Below are 15301 nucleotides of genomic sequence, written 5' to 3' on the forward strand. Positions count from 1 at the left end.
GCTGCCCGCCGCCGCGGCACAACTTCGTGTCGATCCCGCGGATCCGCAGCGAGCGACCCGCGTTCGACCTCAACCACCCCGAGTCCGTCGACAGCGCTCTGAGCAGCGAGAGCCCATGAGGCCCAGGGGTACGGTTCAGGGGTGAGGATCTGGTCGCTGCATCCGCGACATCTCGACCGCATCGGCCTGGTCGCCTGCTGGCGCGAGACGCTGCTGGCGCAGGCCGTGCTGTCGGGCGATACCCACGGGTACCGGTGGCATCCTCAGTTGGAGCGGTTCCGGAACACGCCCGACCCGGTCGCGGCGATCAGCGCCTACCTCGCCGGCGTGGCCGCAGAGGCGGATGCCCGCGGGTACCGGTTCGATGCCTCCCGCATCCGGCGCCCAGATGCCCTCCCCCCGCCCATCCCCGTCACCCGCGGGCAGCTCGAGTACGAGTGGGCGCACCTGGGCGCCAAGCTGGCTCAGCGAAGCCCGGCCGACTCCGCGCGCTGGTTGTCTGACGAGCCCGCCGCCCACTCGCTGTTCACGGTGCGCGAAGGCGGGATCGAGCCCTGGGAGCGCCCCGCCGAGCGCTGACCGCCGCGCTCGTGGGCGAGCTTCGAGGGCCACCAGATGGCGGGCCCGATGTCGTACGTGAGCGCGGGCACGAGAAGCGACCGGACCACGAACGTGTCGATGAGCACCCCGAACGCCACGATGAACGCGATCTGCACCAGGAACAGGATCGGGATCACGGCGAGCGCGGCGAAGGTGGCCGCCAGCACCACTCCGGCCGACGTGATGACGCCTCCGGTGACGGCGAGGCCCCGCAGGATGCCTTGGCGGGTGCCGTGGGTGAGGGACTCCTCGCGCACGCGCGTCATCAGGAAGATGTTGTAGTCGATCCCGAGGGCGACCAGGAACACGAAGCTGTACAACGGGACGGCAGGATCGGCGCCGGGGAAGCCGAAGATGCCGTTGAACACGAGCGCCGAGACCCCCAGCGCGGTGCCGAAGGAGATGACCGTGGTCAGCACGAGCAGGACGGGCGCGAGGATCGACCGCAGCAGCAGCATCAGGATGACGAGGATCACCGCCAGCGCGATGGGGATGATGAGGTTCCGGTCGTGGATCGACGCGGTGTTCGTGTCGATCGCCGTCGCGGTCACCCCGCCCACCAGGGCGCCGGGCGCTGCGTCGGCGAGGTCGGCACGCAGCGCGAGCACCGTGTCCGCGGCGGCATCCGAGTCGGCGGCGTCGGCGAGCGTGCCCTGCAGGAGCACCGCACCGTCCACCACCGTCGGCGCCGGCGCCGGGCTCCCGGGCGGGCCGAAGGCGACGATGCCGTCCTCGGTCACGCCGGCGGTGCCGCTCGGAGAGTCGGCCGACACCACGGCCACACTCTCGATCCCGTCGGCGGCGAGCATGATGTCAGCGGCGTCGAGCAGATCCTCCTCCGCGACGACCACCTGCACCGGGCTGCCCGAGCCGCCCGGGAAGTGCTCGCCGAGTGCGGTCTGGCCGTCGCGGGCCTCGGAGGCGCCGAGGACGAGTTCGGACTGAGGCACACCGACGGCGTCGAGCTGTGTCACACCGGCGGCGCCGGCGAGCAGGATGATCGTCGTCACGATCCAGATGCGGCGCGGGTGACGGCCGACGGCACGTGCGAGCCGGGTCCACACGCCGGTCTGGCGCACGCCGTCCTCGGAGGCGACGACCTCGGGCTCGAACTTCGGCCGGCGCGGCCAATAGGCGCTGCGGCCGAACGCGAACAGCAGCGCCGGGAGCAGGGTGAGCGCCGCGAGCATCGCGAAGACGATGCCGATCGCGGCGACGGGCCCGAGCGTGCTGTTGGACTTCAGGTCGCTGAGCAGCAGGCACAGCAGGCCCGCGATCACGGTGCCGCCCGAGGCCAGGACGGGTTCCAGCGATCCGCGGATCGCGCGCATGGTCGCCCGCGCCTTGTCGGTCTCGACCCGCAGCTCCTCGCGATAGCGCGCGACATAGAGCAGCGAGTAGTCGGTGGCGGCCCCGATCACGAGGATGAAGAGGATGCCCTGGGTCTGCCCGCTCAGCAGGAGCACCCCGGACTTGGCCAGCCACCACACGGTGAGGAGGGCGGCGCACAGCGCGAACAGACTCGTCGAGAGCACGACGACGGGAAGAAGCAGCGACCGGTACACGACGACGAGGATGAGCAGCACGGCGAGCAGCGCGACCCCGAGCAGCAGCCCGTCGATGCCGGCGAAGCCGGCTGCAAGGTCGGCGGTGAACCCGGCCGGACCGGTCACGTGGACCGTCACGCCGGGCGGCGCCTGCGCGCGCAGCTGCTCACCGATCTGCGACACGACCTCGCCGATCTCGGCCTCCGAGTCCACGGGGACGAATGCCTGGACCGCCAGTCCGTCGTCCGAGGCGAGCGCAGGCGACACGTCGTCGCCGACTCCGGCGATGCCCGGCAGCGCTTCGACCTGCGCGGCGATCGCGTCGAACTGCTCCGCGGTGAGCTCGGCATCACCGGTGAACACGACGATCGCCGGGATGGCGTCGGAGTCGCTGAACTCGCCGAGGAGCTTCTGCACCTGCGTGGCGTCTGCGGACTCCGGCAGATAGCTGGTCTGGTCGTTGGAGGAGACCTCATCGACCCGCCCGAAGTACGGACCGCCCACGCCGGCCGCGATCAGCCACCCGAGGATGAGCACCGCCGGGAGGAAGATCCGCAGCCAGCGCGGCACCCGGTTGCGCGATCGCGAACGGGAGCGTCGGGTGGGAGGAGTCTCCTCCTCAGCTGGGGCGTCGAGGTGCAGTGTCATGTCGTGGGTCTCCGCGTCGGTGCCGGGTGGACAGCGCGGAGCGGTGGTCTCTAACCCGACATGTATCTAGCTAAGCTAGAAAAGAGACTAGCACGAAGATGGTGAAGTAAAATGACGAACGTGGCCAATCCGAGCGAGGAGGGCGCGTCGACGTTCGCGAACCTCTACGACGTGGAGGCGAGCGACCCCCGCAGCCAGCTCATCGATCGCTCCGGCATGCGCCCGGAGGACGTGGCGCAGATCGGCGAGCTGATGGCGGCCCTGAGCCGCCTGCGCGACGCCGAGAAGGAGCTTTCGGACGCATCCCTGCGCTACATGAAGCTCAACCAGACCGACATGCGCGCACTGCACTACCTGATCGTGGCCTCGCACACGGGCGCGGTCGTCACCCCCGGAGCGCTCGCGGCACATCTGGGCATCTCGACGGCGTCCACCACCAAGATGCTGGACCGGCTCGAACGCGGCGGGCACATCGTGCGTCGCCCGCACCCGTCCGATCGCCGGGCTCTGGCGATCTCCATCACGCCCGCGACGCACCAGGCGGCGATGGAGACCGTCGGACGCCAGCAGGCGAAGCGATTCCATGCGGCCGCGCGGCTCACAGCCGAGGAGCGCGAAACCGTCATCCGGTTCCTCGACGACATGACCGACGAGATCACGCTCACCGACGAGGCCTGGGCGCAGCCCGGTGCCGATGCCCCGGCGCCTGGAGCCCGGCCCTGACCTGACCGGCTCGGCTCAGCCGCGGCGGCCCCGATGCAGGACCGGGTCGACGACACCTGATCCGTGGTCGAGCTGGTAGTCCAGGTTCACGGCGGCGTTGATGAGCGAGAGATGACTGAAGGCCTGCGGGAAGTTGCCCAGCTGCTCGCCGGTGAGCCCGATCTCCTCGGCGTACAGGCCCAGGTGGTTCGCGTACGTGAGCATCTTCTCGAAGGTGAGCTGCGCCTCGTCGAGGCGGCCCGCCCGCGCCAGCGCGTCGACATACCAGAACGAGCACAGCGTGAAGGTGCCCTCGGAACCGCGCAGACCATCCGGGGAGGCCTCCGGGTTGTACCGATAGACGAGGCTGTCGGAGACGAGCTCGCGGTCCATCTCGGCGAGCGTCGACAGCCACATCGGATCCCGCGGAGCGACGAATCCCATCAGCGGCATGACCAGCAGCGAGGCATCCAGCACGTCCGTCTTGTCGTGCTGCACGAAGGCCCGGCGCTCGGCATGCCAGCCCCGCTCCATGATCTGGTCGTAGATCGCGTTGCGCTGCTCGACCCAGCGATCGACGTTGGCGGGACGCCCGCGCAGGCGGGCGAGCCGGATGCCGCGGTCCAGCGCGACCCAGCACATGAAGCGGCCGTATGTGAAGTTCTGCCGGCCTCCGCGGGTCTCCCAGATGCCCTCTTCGGGTGTGTCCCAGTTCTCGCAGACCCAGTCCAGCAGCTGGGCGACCTGCGTCCAGCCGACGTGCGGCAGCTGCAGTCCGTGCGTGTCGGCGAGGTGGATCGAGTCCATCGCCTCGCCGTAGATGTCGAGCTGCAGCTGGTCGGCGGCGCCGTTGCCGATGCGCACGGGGGCGGAGTCGCGATAGCCGCTCAGGTGGTCGAGCGTCTCTTCGACCAGGTCGGATGAGCCGTCCACGCGGTACATGATCTTGAGCGGGCCGGAATCGGTGCCGACGCTCTCATGGATGCGATCCATCAGCCAGCTCACGAAGGCCTCGGCCTCTTCCGTGTACCCGAGTCCGAGCAGGGCGTACACCGAGAACGACGCGTCGCGGATCCACGTGTACCGATAGTCCCAGTTGCGCTCGCCGCCGATCTGCTCGGGCAGTCCGGCGGTGGGTGCCGCCACCAGCGCGCCCGTCGGCGCATAGGTCATCAGCTTCAGCGTCATCGCCGAGCGGGCCACCATCTCACGCCACCGGCCGCGGTACGTCGAGCGCGCGTTCCAGTCCCGCCAGTAGCGCCGGGTCTGCTCGAACAGCTCGAGCGTCTCGGCCTCCGAGACGGGGCGGGGTGACGCACCCCCGGACTCGAACATCACGCCGGTCAGGTCGCCGGCCTCGAGATGGCCGATCATCCGCAGTCCGTCGCCCGCGGGCTCGACCCGCCCGGCCCGCTGCGAGCCGTGCAGCACCGGGTCGCCGATGCGGTGCACGGTGAGCGAGTGGTCTCCGGCGGTGAACCTCACACCGCCGTCGGGCACGAGCTCCACCGAGTGCGGCATCCGCCCGTAGTCGAAGCGCGGCTGGATCTCGGCGACGAAGTCCATCGAGCCGCGCACCACCCGCACCATGCGCGCGAGCCGATGCCGATTCGTCGCTTCCCCGTCGACGATCGGCATGAAGTCGGTCACCTCGCCCACGCCGGCCTCGGTCATGAACCTCGTGACGAGGATCGCCGTGTCGGGCAGGTAGAGCTGCCGTGTCACGTAATCGTCGGTGGCGGGGCGGATGCTGCAGAAGCCGCCCCGGTCGCGGTCGAGCAGCGACGCGAAGACGCTCGGCGAGTCGAAGCGGGGCAGGCAGAACCAGTCGATGGTGCCGTCCGTGTCGATGAGCGCGGCGGTCTGCAGATCGCCGATGATCCCGTGGTCCGCGATGTTCGGGTAGTCCCGTGCCATGTTCGGCCTCCCACCGCCTGATTATGGCGGTGGCACGCTCGGGAGTCGAGCGGCCCGGAGCCGGCCCGGTAGACTAGCGGGTCCGTATCGGCAAGCCGGCCGCGTAGCCGGGCCGGACCTCGGGGAGGACGATGTTCGAAGCGCTCGACAACATCGGCGTCGCCGTCAGTGACGTCCCCCGCGCGGTGGCGTTCTACACGGAGGTGCTGGGCTTCTCCGGCGAGGGCACGGAGGATGAGGGCACGCTGCACCTCGGCGACATCTACCTCTACGTCTTCAAGACCGCGACGCAGGCGGCGACCCCGGGTCGTGACGCCGACCTGCCACGGAATCCGGCCGGCATCGATCACCTCTCCTTCCGCGTGCCGGACTTCGACGCGGCCGTCGCGGAGCTGGAGCGCCGCGGCGTCGAATTCGTCGCGCCGACGACAGGAGAGCCCGGCTCCTTCCGCTATCGCCCGTTCCGCGACCCGGACGGCAACATGCTCTACGTGGTCGCACGCTCGTAGGGCGCCGGAGAAGTGCCGACCCTTCTCGTGGTGCACCATACGCCGTCGCCGAGCATGCAGACGATGCTCGAAGCGGTGCTCGCCGGCGCCCGGGATGACGCGATCGCGGGTGTCGACGTCGTCGTCCGGCCCGCACTCGCGGCCGGGGCCGCCGATGTGCTGAGCGCGGATGCCGTGCTGCTGGGGACACCCGCGAACATCGGCTACATGTCGGGTGCGCTCAAGCACTTCTTCGATCAGATCTACTACCCCGTGCTCGACGCGACGGTCGGGCGCCCCTACGCCCTCTACGTGCACGGCGGCAGCGACACGACCGGGGCCGTGCGCGGGGTCGAGACGATCGCGACCGGCCTGCGGTGGCGTCGGCTGCGCGAGCCGCTGACGGTGATCGGCGAGGTGGATGCTCAGGCCCGCGAGGCCTGCTGGGAGCTCGGTGCCACCACCGCGGCGAGCCTGGTGCCCTGACGTGCCGGCCGCGGCGGGACGCTCAGGGCACGACGAACGGGGGGACGGTGATGGCGTCGACGCAGCTCTGATCGACCGGGGCGAGAGGTTCGTCGAGGAACCCGGCCAGCACAGTCGCGAAGCACTCCGGCGCCCAGCGCGATGCGGAGTGGCCGACGCCGGCGAACACGAGCTGCTGCGAGTTCGGCAGCGTCTGCGACGCGTGCAGCGCATAGCTCGGCGGGGCGGTGGCGTCGAACTGGCCGCTCGTGAGGAGCACCGGTGTCTCGCTCGTGGCCGCGACGGCCGCCTGGGCAGGGGCGGCGGGCACGTCCCATGCCGCGCAGTCGCTGAACGCCCAGGGGAACATGGCCGGCAGGTCGGTGACCGCGGTGGGGAAACCGGGCCAGGCGATCGCGCCGTTCTCCTGGACCACATCCAGATCACCGGGACCGATCATCTCACTGCACAGGACGCCCCACTGCAGCCCATAGCTGTTGAAGGACGGCGGGAATCGTCCGGCGAGCACCTCCAGGGCGGCTTCGCTGCCGTCGCCGACGGCGAGGTTGTGGATCAGGGACGGGATCTTCGGAATCGATCCCAGGAGCGTGGCGAACGCGACGGTGTAGGTGAGCTTGTAGGCGTCGACGACGACATCGACCTCTTCACCGGACCGCGGATCGGTGACGCGCACCGTGCGCGGGTTCGCCGCCAGGTCGTTCACCACCTCGACGTACTCGTGGATGCCGGCGGGGAAGGCGGCGCTGCACTCGGGCTGCGCCGCACACTCGTCGTAGATCGCCGAGGCGCTCTCGTTCCCGGCGAGCCACCCCGTCTCGATGACGTCGACATCGGGCGGGACGACGGCGTCGACGATGACGGTGCGCAGGCCCTCGGGGTGATCGCGCAGCAGCTGGAGGGCGAAGTCGCTTCCGTACGAGACGCCGTAGACGTTCCACTCGTCGATGCCCATCGCGACGCGCAGATCGGCGAGGTCGGCGGTGCTCTCGGTCGTGTTGTACATGCCGAGGTTCCACCCGTCGGCCGTCAGCCGATCTCGGCACGTGGTCAGGACCGCCGCGCTCTGCTCGCGGGTCGCGGGATCGCTCCACGACATCCCCTCGGTCGATCTCATGTACTCATCGACCTCGGGGCACGCCAGGAACGGCTCGGACTTGAGCGCACCGCGCTGGTCGACGAAGATCACATCCCGGTCGGGATGCCATGCCTTCGCGACCCCCGGTCCCTCCGCGATCCCGCTGCCGCCGGGTCCTCCGGAGAGGAAGACGATCGGGTCGGGCTTGGGGTTCGGATCTGTCGCCGGGCGGACGGCGACCGCGATCCGGATGGTGGGGCCGCCGGGATCGGAGCGATCCTCCGGAACGGTGAGGTAGCCGCAGGTGTACTCGGGAGGGAGGTCGAAGTCGGTGGTGGTGCCGTAGATCGGGTTCGGACAGGGAGCGGACTCATATGACGCGCTGGCGGCATCCGGTTCCGACGGCTCGGGCTCGGGTTCCTCGCCGGTGCAGGCCGCGGAGAGCACCAGCGTGGCCAGTGAAATCACGCAGACGATGAGGATGGGGCGGGTGCGGCGCATGTCCGGCTCCCTTGTCGGCTGCCCGCGATCATCCTCCCGTCCTGCACAGAGCACAAGAGGTGGGCGTATGACGTCGACGTCGGCGCCCGGGCCGCATCCTGCGCTCTGCGAGGATGGAGCGATGACCGAGACCCTCGTGCTCATTCCCGGCCTGCTGTCCGACGACGTCGTGTGGCGGCATCAGGCCCGTGCGCTCTCCGGCCGGTGGAACGTGCAGGTCGCCGACGTCACCCGCGACTCGTCGATCGGCGGGATGGCGCAGCGCGTGCTCGACGAGCACCCGGGTCGGCTGTCGGTCGCCGGGCACTCCATGGGGGCCCGCGTCGCGCTGGAGATGGCGCGGATCGCTCCGGACCGCATCGATCGGCTGGCCCTCCTCGATACCGGAGTGCACCCCCGCACCCCCACGGAGCACGTGAACCGGCTGGCGCTGGTCGCACTCGGCGAGAGTGACGGGATGTCGGCCGTCGCCGACCAGTGGCTGCCGCCCATGATCCGCGACTGGGACGCCGACGAGAACGCCGGCCTGCGCGAGGACCTGACCGCCATGGTCGAGCGCATGAACCCCCGGATCCACCGCGCGCAGATCCAGGCGCTCCTCGATCGGCCGAATGCCGAGGCGGTGCTGCCCGGGCTCACGTGCCCGGTGCTGGTGGGCGTGGGCGACGCGGATGCCTGGAGCCCGCCGGAGCAGCACCGCGACATCGCGGCCCGGCTCGCCGACGCGCGTCTGGTGGTGTTCCCCGACAGCGGGCACTTCGCGCCGATCGAGGCCCCGGACGCGGTGACAGCGGCGCTCGCCGAGTGGATGGCGCTCACGCCGCGGACCGGTGCTCCGGACAGTTGACCCGCAGGTCGCCGGGAGGCAGCGGCACCTTCAGCAGGTCGCAGTGGCTTCCGACGTCGTCGCGGCGGTGGAACCGGCAGGTGAGACACGTGCGCGCGACGGTGATGGTCCCGTCGTCCACGAGCGCCGCGATCATCGTCAGTGCCGCCTCCAGGGCGGCGTCGCGCAGCTCCGGCTCCAGCCGACCTGCCGCCTGCGCGAGCGGATCCTCCGCCTCACCCAGCTCGCGTCCGGCTGCGGTCGCCCGCACGAGCACGTGGCGCGTGCCCGGTCGGCCCTCGCGGACGACATGGCCCTTGCGCTCGAGCGCCGCGACCGCGTCGGTGATCGTCGGCTGCGCCACGCCGAGCTCGCGCGCCAGCAGTCCGATCGTCGGCTCGGGGGGCGCGCCGGCGGCCAGGACCGTGAGCACGTCGAGCTGCAGGGGGCTCACGCCGCGTGCGGTCGCCAGCGCCTGCCGCCGCATGCGGCGGGCGCGCGCGAGCTGCTCGAGCGCCGTCGCGAGCTTCGCGCCCGGCGCGGAGGGTCGGTCGGCGGAAGGCATCACGTCACGCCACCGCCTCCCGATGTCTCACCACAGCTCAGGCGCGTAGGGCTGCGCCCACAGGGCGACGGTGAGGGTCACCGCCTTGAACCACGCCTGGTACATGGCATCGACCTTAGTCGCGTCGGACTCGCCGGACTCGAGGAAGGAACGGATCGTGACGGTGATCGGCACGATGAGCGCGATCAGGTGGCGCAGCGGCACATGCGTGGACGGGGAGTCGATGCCGTCGGTGGCATTCTTGCGCGCCGTGGTGTGCCGCAGGGCGATCTCGTTCTGATAGTCCAGCCAGCGCTGGTCGTGGTCGCGCTCACACAGGTCGCGGATCCACAGACCGAACCGCTCGCGCACGGCGGCGAGGTATTCGGGAGACGGCTCGCCGTCAGGACCGGCGAAGGTCTCCACGAGATGCGGCGTCGCCCCGACGAAGCCGTACCAGACATCGAGGATCGCATCGGTCTGGGGGACGAGGATCTCGCCGGCGCGGCGGAGGGCGGCGGCATCCTCCGCACTCCAAAGAACGGATGCTTCGACCTCGCGCAGCTGCGCCAGGGTGACCGGGGACGTGGTCAGCGTCTCATCGTAGGTGTAGCCGTGCGCGGTGGTGGTGGACATGATGGCTCCTTCGCCTCGGTATGACTACGACAGAATATAGGACTCCTATGTAGGAATGTCAACCCCCGGATCCTGTCAAGGGGGTCGCGATCGCCGTGCTCACAGGTGAGACTGTCGAGACAGCCAGACAGGAGGGATCCCTCATGGCCGACATCCTCAAGAAGGTCGCCAAATGGCCGAGCGGCGCGCGCGAGATCGGAGCGCGGCTGCACGCGGTCATCTCGGCAACCGCACCAGGACTCACGCCGAAGCTGCTGTGGGGCGCGCCCGGCTATGCGCGCGGCGGCAACGTGGTCGTGCACTTCCGCCAGGACGACGGGCTGGTCACCTTCGGACTCACCGAACACGCACGTCTCCAGGTTCCCGCCGGCTCCGCCGACCGGCTCATGCCCACGTCCTGGGCGCTGACGGGCATCGACGAGGCCACCGAGCAGAGAGTCGCGCAGATCGTGCGCGACGCGACGAGCTGACCCGCCGTCACCGCACGAGCGAACGCAGCCGCCGCAGCGCCACCGAGATCGTCGCCAGGCCCGTCTCGTCGCCGGCGTGCACAGCGTCGACCGCCTCGGCCAGCGCGCGGCGCGCGGACTCGCCGCCCGCGTCGAGCCAGGTCTCGACCCTCACGCCGGCATCGCCGGGCTCGGTGCTCCCGAGCACGGACGCCGTGAGCGAGACCATGACCGCGTAGAGGTCCTCCCGCATCGCGGCGCGGGCCATCGACCCCCACCGATCGTCCTGCGGCAGCGCCGTGACACGGGTGAGGGCGTCGTCGAAGTGCACGAGGTCCGACAGTGCGAAGTAGACGCGGGCGACGTTGCCGAGCGGCTGATCGACGCCGCGCGCCAGTTCCACGACGTCCAGCAGCGGGAAGGATGCCAGCAGGCCGGCGCCGCGCTGGGCCAGCGGCTCAGGCACACCCGCCTCTTCCAGTTCGCGCACGCGTGCCTCGAACCTGGCGAGCTCGTCTCCGCGCAGCAGCTCCCCCAGACGAGCCCCCGCGATCAGCTCGGCGAACGCGTCGATCTCGGCGCCGATGTCGATCCGCTCACGCCGGCGCTGCACGAACCAGCGGGCGGCGCGGTCGAGCAGGCGACGGAACTCCAGGTACAGCTCCGTCTGCACCTGCGTCGCGACGACGGTGTCGGTGGCCTCCACCGCGATCACGAACTCCCGCAGGTCGAACACCTCGCGTGCCACGACGAACGCGCGCGCGATCTGCTCGATCGTGCCCCCGGTCTCATCGGCGGCACGGTGGGCGAACGTGATGCCGCCGCGGTTGACCATCGAGTTGACCACTGAGTTCACGATGATCTCCTCGCGCAGCGGATGCCCGGCGAGGTCGTCGCCGTACGCATCCCGGATCGGCTGCGGGAAGTACTCCGCCAGCGTGTGCGCGAACCACGGGTCGGCGGCGAGGTCGGATGCCGCGAGATCGCTCTTCAGCGCCAGCTTGGCGTAGGCGACCAGCACTGCGAACTCGGGCCGGGTGAGTCCGCGCCGGTCGTCGATCCGCGACTGGATCTCGCCCCGCCCGGGCAGGAACTCGAGTTCGCGGTCGAGCTCGTCGCGGCCCTCCAGCCACTCCATCAGCCGCTCGTGGGAGGGCAGCATCTGCGCGGCGTTCGAGCGGGAGTTGCCCAGCAGCACGTTCTGCTCGTAGTTGTCGCGCAGCACCTGCACGGCCACCTCGTCGGTCATCGAGCGCAGCAGCTCGTCGCGGGACGCGCGGTCGAGCCGTCCGTCGCGCTCCACCGCTCCGAGCAGGATCTTGATGTTGACCTCGCGGTCGGAGGTGCCCACCCCGGCTGAGTTGTCGATGGCATCGGTGTTGATGCTGACGCCCGACAGCGCCGCTTCGATGCGGCCGCGCTGGGTGACGCCGAGATTGCCACCCTCGCCGACCACCCGCACGCGCAGCTGGTCGCCGTTGACGCGGATCGCGTCGTTCGCGCGGTCGCCCACCTCGGCATCCGTCTCGTCGCTGGCCTTGATGTACGTGCCGATCGCCCCGTTCCAGAGCAGGTCGACGGGGGCCAGCAGCACTGCTCGCTTCAGCTCCATCGGCGTCATCGTGCGCACGTCCGGATCGAGTCCGAGAGCCTCGCGCATCTCGGGCGTGATGTCGATCGACTTGAGGCTGAGCGGGAAGACGCCGCCGCCGGGCGAGATGACGCTGCGGTCGAAGTCGTCCCACGACGAGCCCGGCAGCTCGAACAGACGCCTGCGCTCTGCGAAGGTCGCCGCGGCGTCGGGGTTCGGGTCGACGAACACATGGCGGTGGTCGAAGGCGGCGACCAGTCGGACGTGCTCGGAGCGCAGCATCCCATTGCCGAACACGTCACCGGACATGTCGCCGATGCCCACAACCCGGAAGTCGGTGCTCTGGGTGTCGTGGCCGAGTTCGCGGAAGTGCCGCTTGACCGACTCCCACGCGCCGCGCGCGGTGATGCCCATGCCCTTGTGGTCGTAGCCGGCCGAGCCGCCCGAGGCGAACGCGTCGCCCAGCCAGAAGCCGTATTCCTCGGAGATGCCGTTCGCGATGTCGGAGAACGCGGCGGTGCCCTTGTCGGCGGCGACGACGAGGTAGGGGTCGTCGCCGTCCCATCGCACCACGTCCGCGGGAGGGATGATCTGCCCGCCCTCGCGGTTGTCGGTGATGTCGAGCAGGCCCCGGATGAAGGAGCGGTAGGCGGACTTGCCGCCCTCGAGCCACGCGTCGCGGTCGCTGGGCGGCGGCAGGCGCTTGGCGACGAAGCCGCCCTTGGCCCCGGTGGGCACGATGACGGCGTTCTTCACCATCTGCGCCTTGACCAGTCCCAGCACCTCGGTGCGGAAGTCCTCGCGCCGGTCGCTCCAGCGCAGGCCCCCGCGGGCGACCTTCCCGAACCGCAGGTGCACGCCCTCGACCTCGGGCGAGTACACCCAGATCTCGACCATCGGGAAGGGCTTGGGCAGCCCCGGGACCCGGGCGCAGTCGAGCTTCATCGACACCCACCGCTTCGGCCGGCCGTCGGGGTCGCGCTGGTAGAAGTTCGTGCGCAGCGTCGCCTCGATGACGCCGACGAACGAGCGCAGGATGCGGTCGTGATCGAGGCTGGGCACGTCGTCCAGCGCGGCGCGGATGGCGGCGACGAGCGCGGATGCCTCGGCCTCGCGGTCGCCCGCGAAGGCCGGGGCGAATCTCACCTCGAACAGACGCACGAGGTCGGCGGCGATGCGCGAGTTGTCGATGAGCGCCTGCTCGATGTACTCGACCGAGAACGCCGAGCCGAGCTGGCGCACATACATGGCGATCGCGCGCAGGATCACGATCCGGCGCCAGTCGAGACCGCCCAGCAGCACCAGCGAGTTGAGGCGGTCGCTCTCGGCGGCGCCGGTCCACACCGCCGTGAAGACGTCTTCGAAGGCACCGCCCCACGTCTGGTCGCCCCACGGCGACGCCTCGTGGGCGGTGAGCCCGAAGTCGGAGATGTGCCGGGTGCGCCCGTCGCCGAGCACGATCCGATAGGGACGCTCGTCGACGACGTCGACGCCGAGGTCGGTCAACACCGGCAGCACCCGCGTGAGCGGGTACTCGGCGGGAGACACGAGGGTCAGATAGCGCTTGCCCGGATCGCCCTTCTCCGGGTCGAACAGGTGCACGGCGAACTCCTCGCCGGCTTCCAGGCGCTCCAGCAGCTCGACGTCCTGGGCGGCCTCGGCGGGGGTGACGTTCTCCTTGTAGGCCTCGGGGAAGGCGTTCGCGTACCGGCTCAGCAGGGTCGCGGCATCCTCTTCGCCGTAGATGCCGTGGAGCACCTCGACGAAGGTCTCCTCCCACCCGCGGATCGCCTGGTCGAGCTGCGGCTGCAGCTCGTCCTCGGTCACGTCGGGCAGCGCCCTGCCTTTGCCCACCCGCACGACGAAGTGCAGCTGGGCGAGGGGCGATTCGCCCACCCGCATCGCGTGGTCGACGTTCTCGGCGTCGAACGCCTCGCGCAGCAGCGCCTCGATGCGCAGGCGGACCGTCGTGTTGTAGCGGTCGCGCGGCAGGAACACGAGCGCTGAGACGAACCGGCCGAACTCGTCGCGGCGCAGGAAGATGCGCGCGCGCCGGCGGGTGCGCAGCCTGCTCACCTCGACGGCGACGGCGAGCAGATGCTCGGGGTCGTCCTGCAGCAGCTCGTCGCGGGGATAGTCCTCGAGGATCTGCAGCAGGTCCTTGCCGGTGTGCGACTGGGGGGTGTGACCGGATGCCTCCAGCACGGCGTGCACCCGGCTGGTCGCGATAGGAAGCGTGAGCACCGAGGCGGCATAGGCCGCCGAGGTGAACAGACCGAGGAAGCGGCGCTCGCCGGTGACCTCCCCGGCGGCGTCGAACGTGCGCACGCCGATGTAGTCGAGGTAGACGTCACGGTGCACGGTGGCACGCGAATTCGCCTTGGTGATGGTCAGCAGGCGTGGACTGCGGGCGGTGCGCTGCGCCTCGGGGGTGAGGCGGGCGACCGAGGTCTCGGACCCGCGCAGGATGCCCAGCCCGCTCTCCGGCAGCGAGCGCAGCGTCTCCTCGCCGTCGGCGTCGGTCTCGAGCACCTGCTCGCGGTAGCCCAGGAACGTGAAGTGGTCGTCCGCGAGCCAGGTGAGGAAGTCGATGGTGGGCTGCACGGAGGCGGGATCGACGGTGGCCGGGGGTGCCGCGCGCAGCTCGGCGACGATGTCGAGGCACTTCTGCCTCATCGGCTGCCAGTCGTCCACGGCCGCGTGCACATCGTCGATGACCTCGCGCAGGTGGCCCTCGAGCGCAGCCCGCTCATCTTCGGTGGGCACGCGGTCCACCTCGAGGTGCATCCACGACTCGAGCTGCCCGTCGCTGCTGTCGAGCTCGACGAGGTCGCCGTCCGCGTCGCGGCTGACCGACACCACCGGATGGACGACCAGATGCACGCTCAGTCCCCGGCGGGCGATGGCCGCGGTCACCGAGTCGACCAGGAACGGCGCGTCGGCGGTGCAGATGTCGACGATGGTGCGCTGTGACGTCCACCCGTATTCGCGCAGGGTCGGCGTGAAGACGGCGATGAGGGTCTCGCCGGCCCTGCGGCGCGCGGCGAGCTCCCGCATCGTGGTGGCCGCCCCCACGACGTCGCGCGGCTCACGATCGGCGAGCTCTTCGGCATCCACTCTCTTCAGCAGTCGCTCCAGGCCCGGACGCAATGTCGGATCGACCCCGTCGAGGGCGCTGAGAAGCCGGGCTTGAGCGGCGGTGCTCGTCATGGGTCCATCATCGCCTCTGCCGGGGGCATTCGCACGCTCGGCCCCGCCTCCGCGCAGCCGTCGGGCGCCTGGGGCGCGCCG

The 15301-nt window shown here is 70.4% G+C and carries 12 protein-coding genes; 6 read left to right on the top strand and 6 right to left on the bottom strand.

From position 1 onward, the window contains the following. The first annotated feature begins 141 nt into the window (after positions 1-141). Positions 142-579, top strand: coding sequence for a pyrimidine dimer DNA glycosylase/endonuclease V (locus ACIWQI_RS13515; RefSeq protein WP_396658161.1), 438 nt, complete (start codon positions 142-144; stop codon positions 577-579). Here ACIWQI_RS13515 and ACIWQI_RS13520 read toward each other — a convergent pair. Then, positions 465-2795 carry an MMPL family transporter gene (locus ACIWQI_RS13520; protein WP_396658162.1) on the bottom strand — a complete coding sequence of 777 codons (2331 nt, stop codon included), beginning with the start codon at positions 2793-2795 and terminating at the stop codon, positions 465-467. The genes ACIWQI_RS13515 and ACIWQI_RS13520 overlap by 115 nt on opposite strands. A 111-nt stretch (positions 2796-2906) precedes the next feature. Here ACIWQI_RS13520 and ACIWQI_RS13525 point away from each other — a divergent pair, with 111 nt between their 5' ends. Then, complete coding sequence (locus ACIWQI_RS13525; protein ID WP_396658163.1) at positions 2907-3518, top strand: MarR family winged helix-turn-helix transcriptional regulator; 612 nt, start codon at positions 2907-2909, stop codon at positions 3516-3518. Positions 3519-3533: 15 nt separating this feature from the next. Here ACIWQI_RS13525 and ACIWQI_RS13530 read toward each other — a convergent pair whose 3' ends face one another. Further along, the gene (locus ACIWQI_RS13530) at positions 3534-5414 is read right to left on the bottom strand and encodes a glycoside hydrolase family 15 protein (protein WP_396658164.1); all 1881 of its coding nucleotides are present in this window, start codon (positions 5412-5414) and stop codon (positions 3534-3536) included. 131 nt (positions 5415-5545) lie between these two features. On the opposite strand from ACIWQI_RS13530, the gene ACIWQI_RS13535 reads away from it, so the two are divergent. Beyond that, the gene (locus ACIWQI_RS13535; RefSeq protein ID WP_396658166.1) at positions 5546-5923 is read left to right on the top strand and encodes a VOC family protein; all 378 of its coding nucleotides are present in this window, start codon (positions 5546-5548) and stop codon (positions 5921-5923) included. 12 nt (positions 5924-5935) lie between these two features. Continuing rightward, the gene (locus ACIWQI_RS13540) at positions 5936-6388 is read left to right on the top strand and encodes a flavodoxin family protein (protein WP_396658168.1); all 453 of its coding nucleotides are present in this window, start codon (positions 5936-5938) and stop codon (positions 6386-6388) included. A 22-nt stretch (positions 6389-6410) separates the two neighbouring features. Here the strand turns inward: ACIWQI_RS13540 and ACIWQI_RS13545 are convergent, their stop codons facing one another. Beyond that, positions 6411-7964: an alpha/beta hydrolase gene (locus ACIWQI_RS13545; RefSeq protein ID WP_396658170.1), complete on the bottom strand. Its 1554-nt coding sequence runs from the start codon at positions 7962-7964 to the stop codon at positions 6411-6413. A gap of 121 nt (positions 7965-8085) precedes the next feature. On the opposite strand from ACIWQI_RS13545, the gene ACIWQI_RS13550 reads away from it, so the two are divergent. Next, a complete protein-coding gene (locus tag ACIWQI_RS13550) occupies positions 8086-8811 on the top strand; it encodes an alpha/beta fold hydrolase (protein WP_396658171.1) in 726 nt (241 codons plus the stop codon). Here the strand turns inward: ACIWQI_RS13550 and ACIWQI_RS13555 are convergent. Together ACIWQI_RS13555 and ACIWQI_RS13560 are read right to left on the bottom strand one after the other, a co-directional pair. After that, positions 8780-9355 carry a MarR family winged helix-turn-helix transcriptional regulator gene (locus tag ACIWQI_RS13555; RefSeq protein WP_396658173.1) on the bottom strand — a complete coding sequence of 192 codons (576 nt, stop codon included), beginning with the start codon at positions 9353-9355 and terminating at the stop codon, positions 8780-8782. The genes ACIWQI_RS13550 and ACIWQI_RS13555 overlap by 32 nt on opposite strands. Positions 9356-9382: 27 nt before the next feature. Beyond that, positions 9383-9970 carry a protoglobin domain-containing protein gene (locus ACIWQI_RS13560; RefSeq protein ID WP_396658175.1) on the bottom strand — a complete coding sequence of 196 codons (588 nt, stop codon included), beginning with the start codon at positions 9968-9970 and terminating at the stop codon, positions 9383-9385. A gap of 143 nt (positions 9971-10113) precedes the next feature. Here ACIWQI_RS13560 and ACIWQI_RS13565 point away from each other — a divergent pair, with 143 nt between their 5' ends. Further along, positions 10114-10440 carry a DUF1801 domain-containing protein gene (locus tag ACIWQI_RS13565; RefSeq protein WP_396658176.1) on the top strand — a complete coding sequence of 109 codons (327 nt, stop codon included), beginning with the start codon at positions 10114-10116 and terminating at the stop codon, positions 10438-10440. 7 nt (positions 10441-10447) lie between these two features. Here the strand turns inward: ACIWQI_RS13565 and ACIWQI_RS13570 are convergent, their stop codons facing one another. Next, complete coding sequence (locus ACIWQI_RS13570; protein WP_396658177.1) at positions 10448-15220, bottom strand: NAD-glutamate dehydrogenase; 4773 nt, start codon at positions 15218-15220, stop codon at positions 10448-10450. Between the last annotated feature and the right edge of the window lie 81 nt (positions 15221-15301).

This window comes from Microbacterium sp. (assembly GCF_044508325.1).
GTDB lineage: Bacteria > Actinomycetota > Actinomycetes > Actinomycetales > Microbacteriaceae > Microbacterium.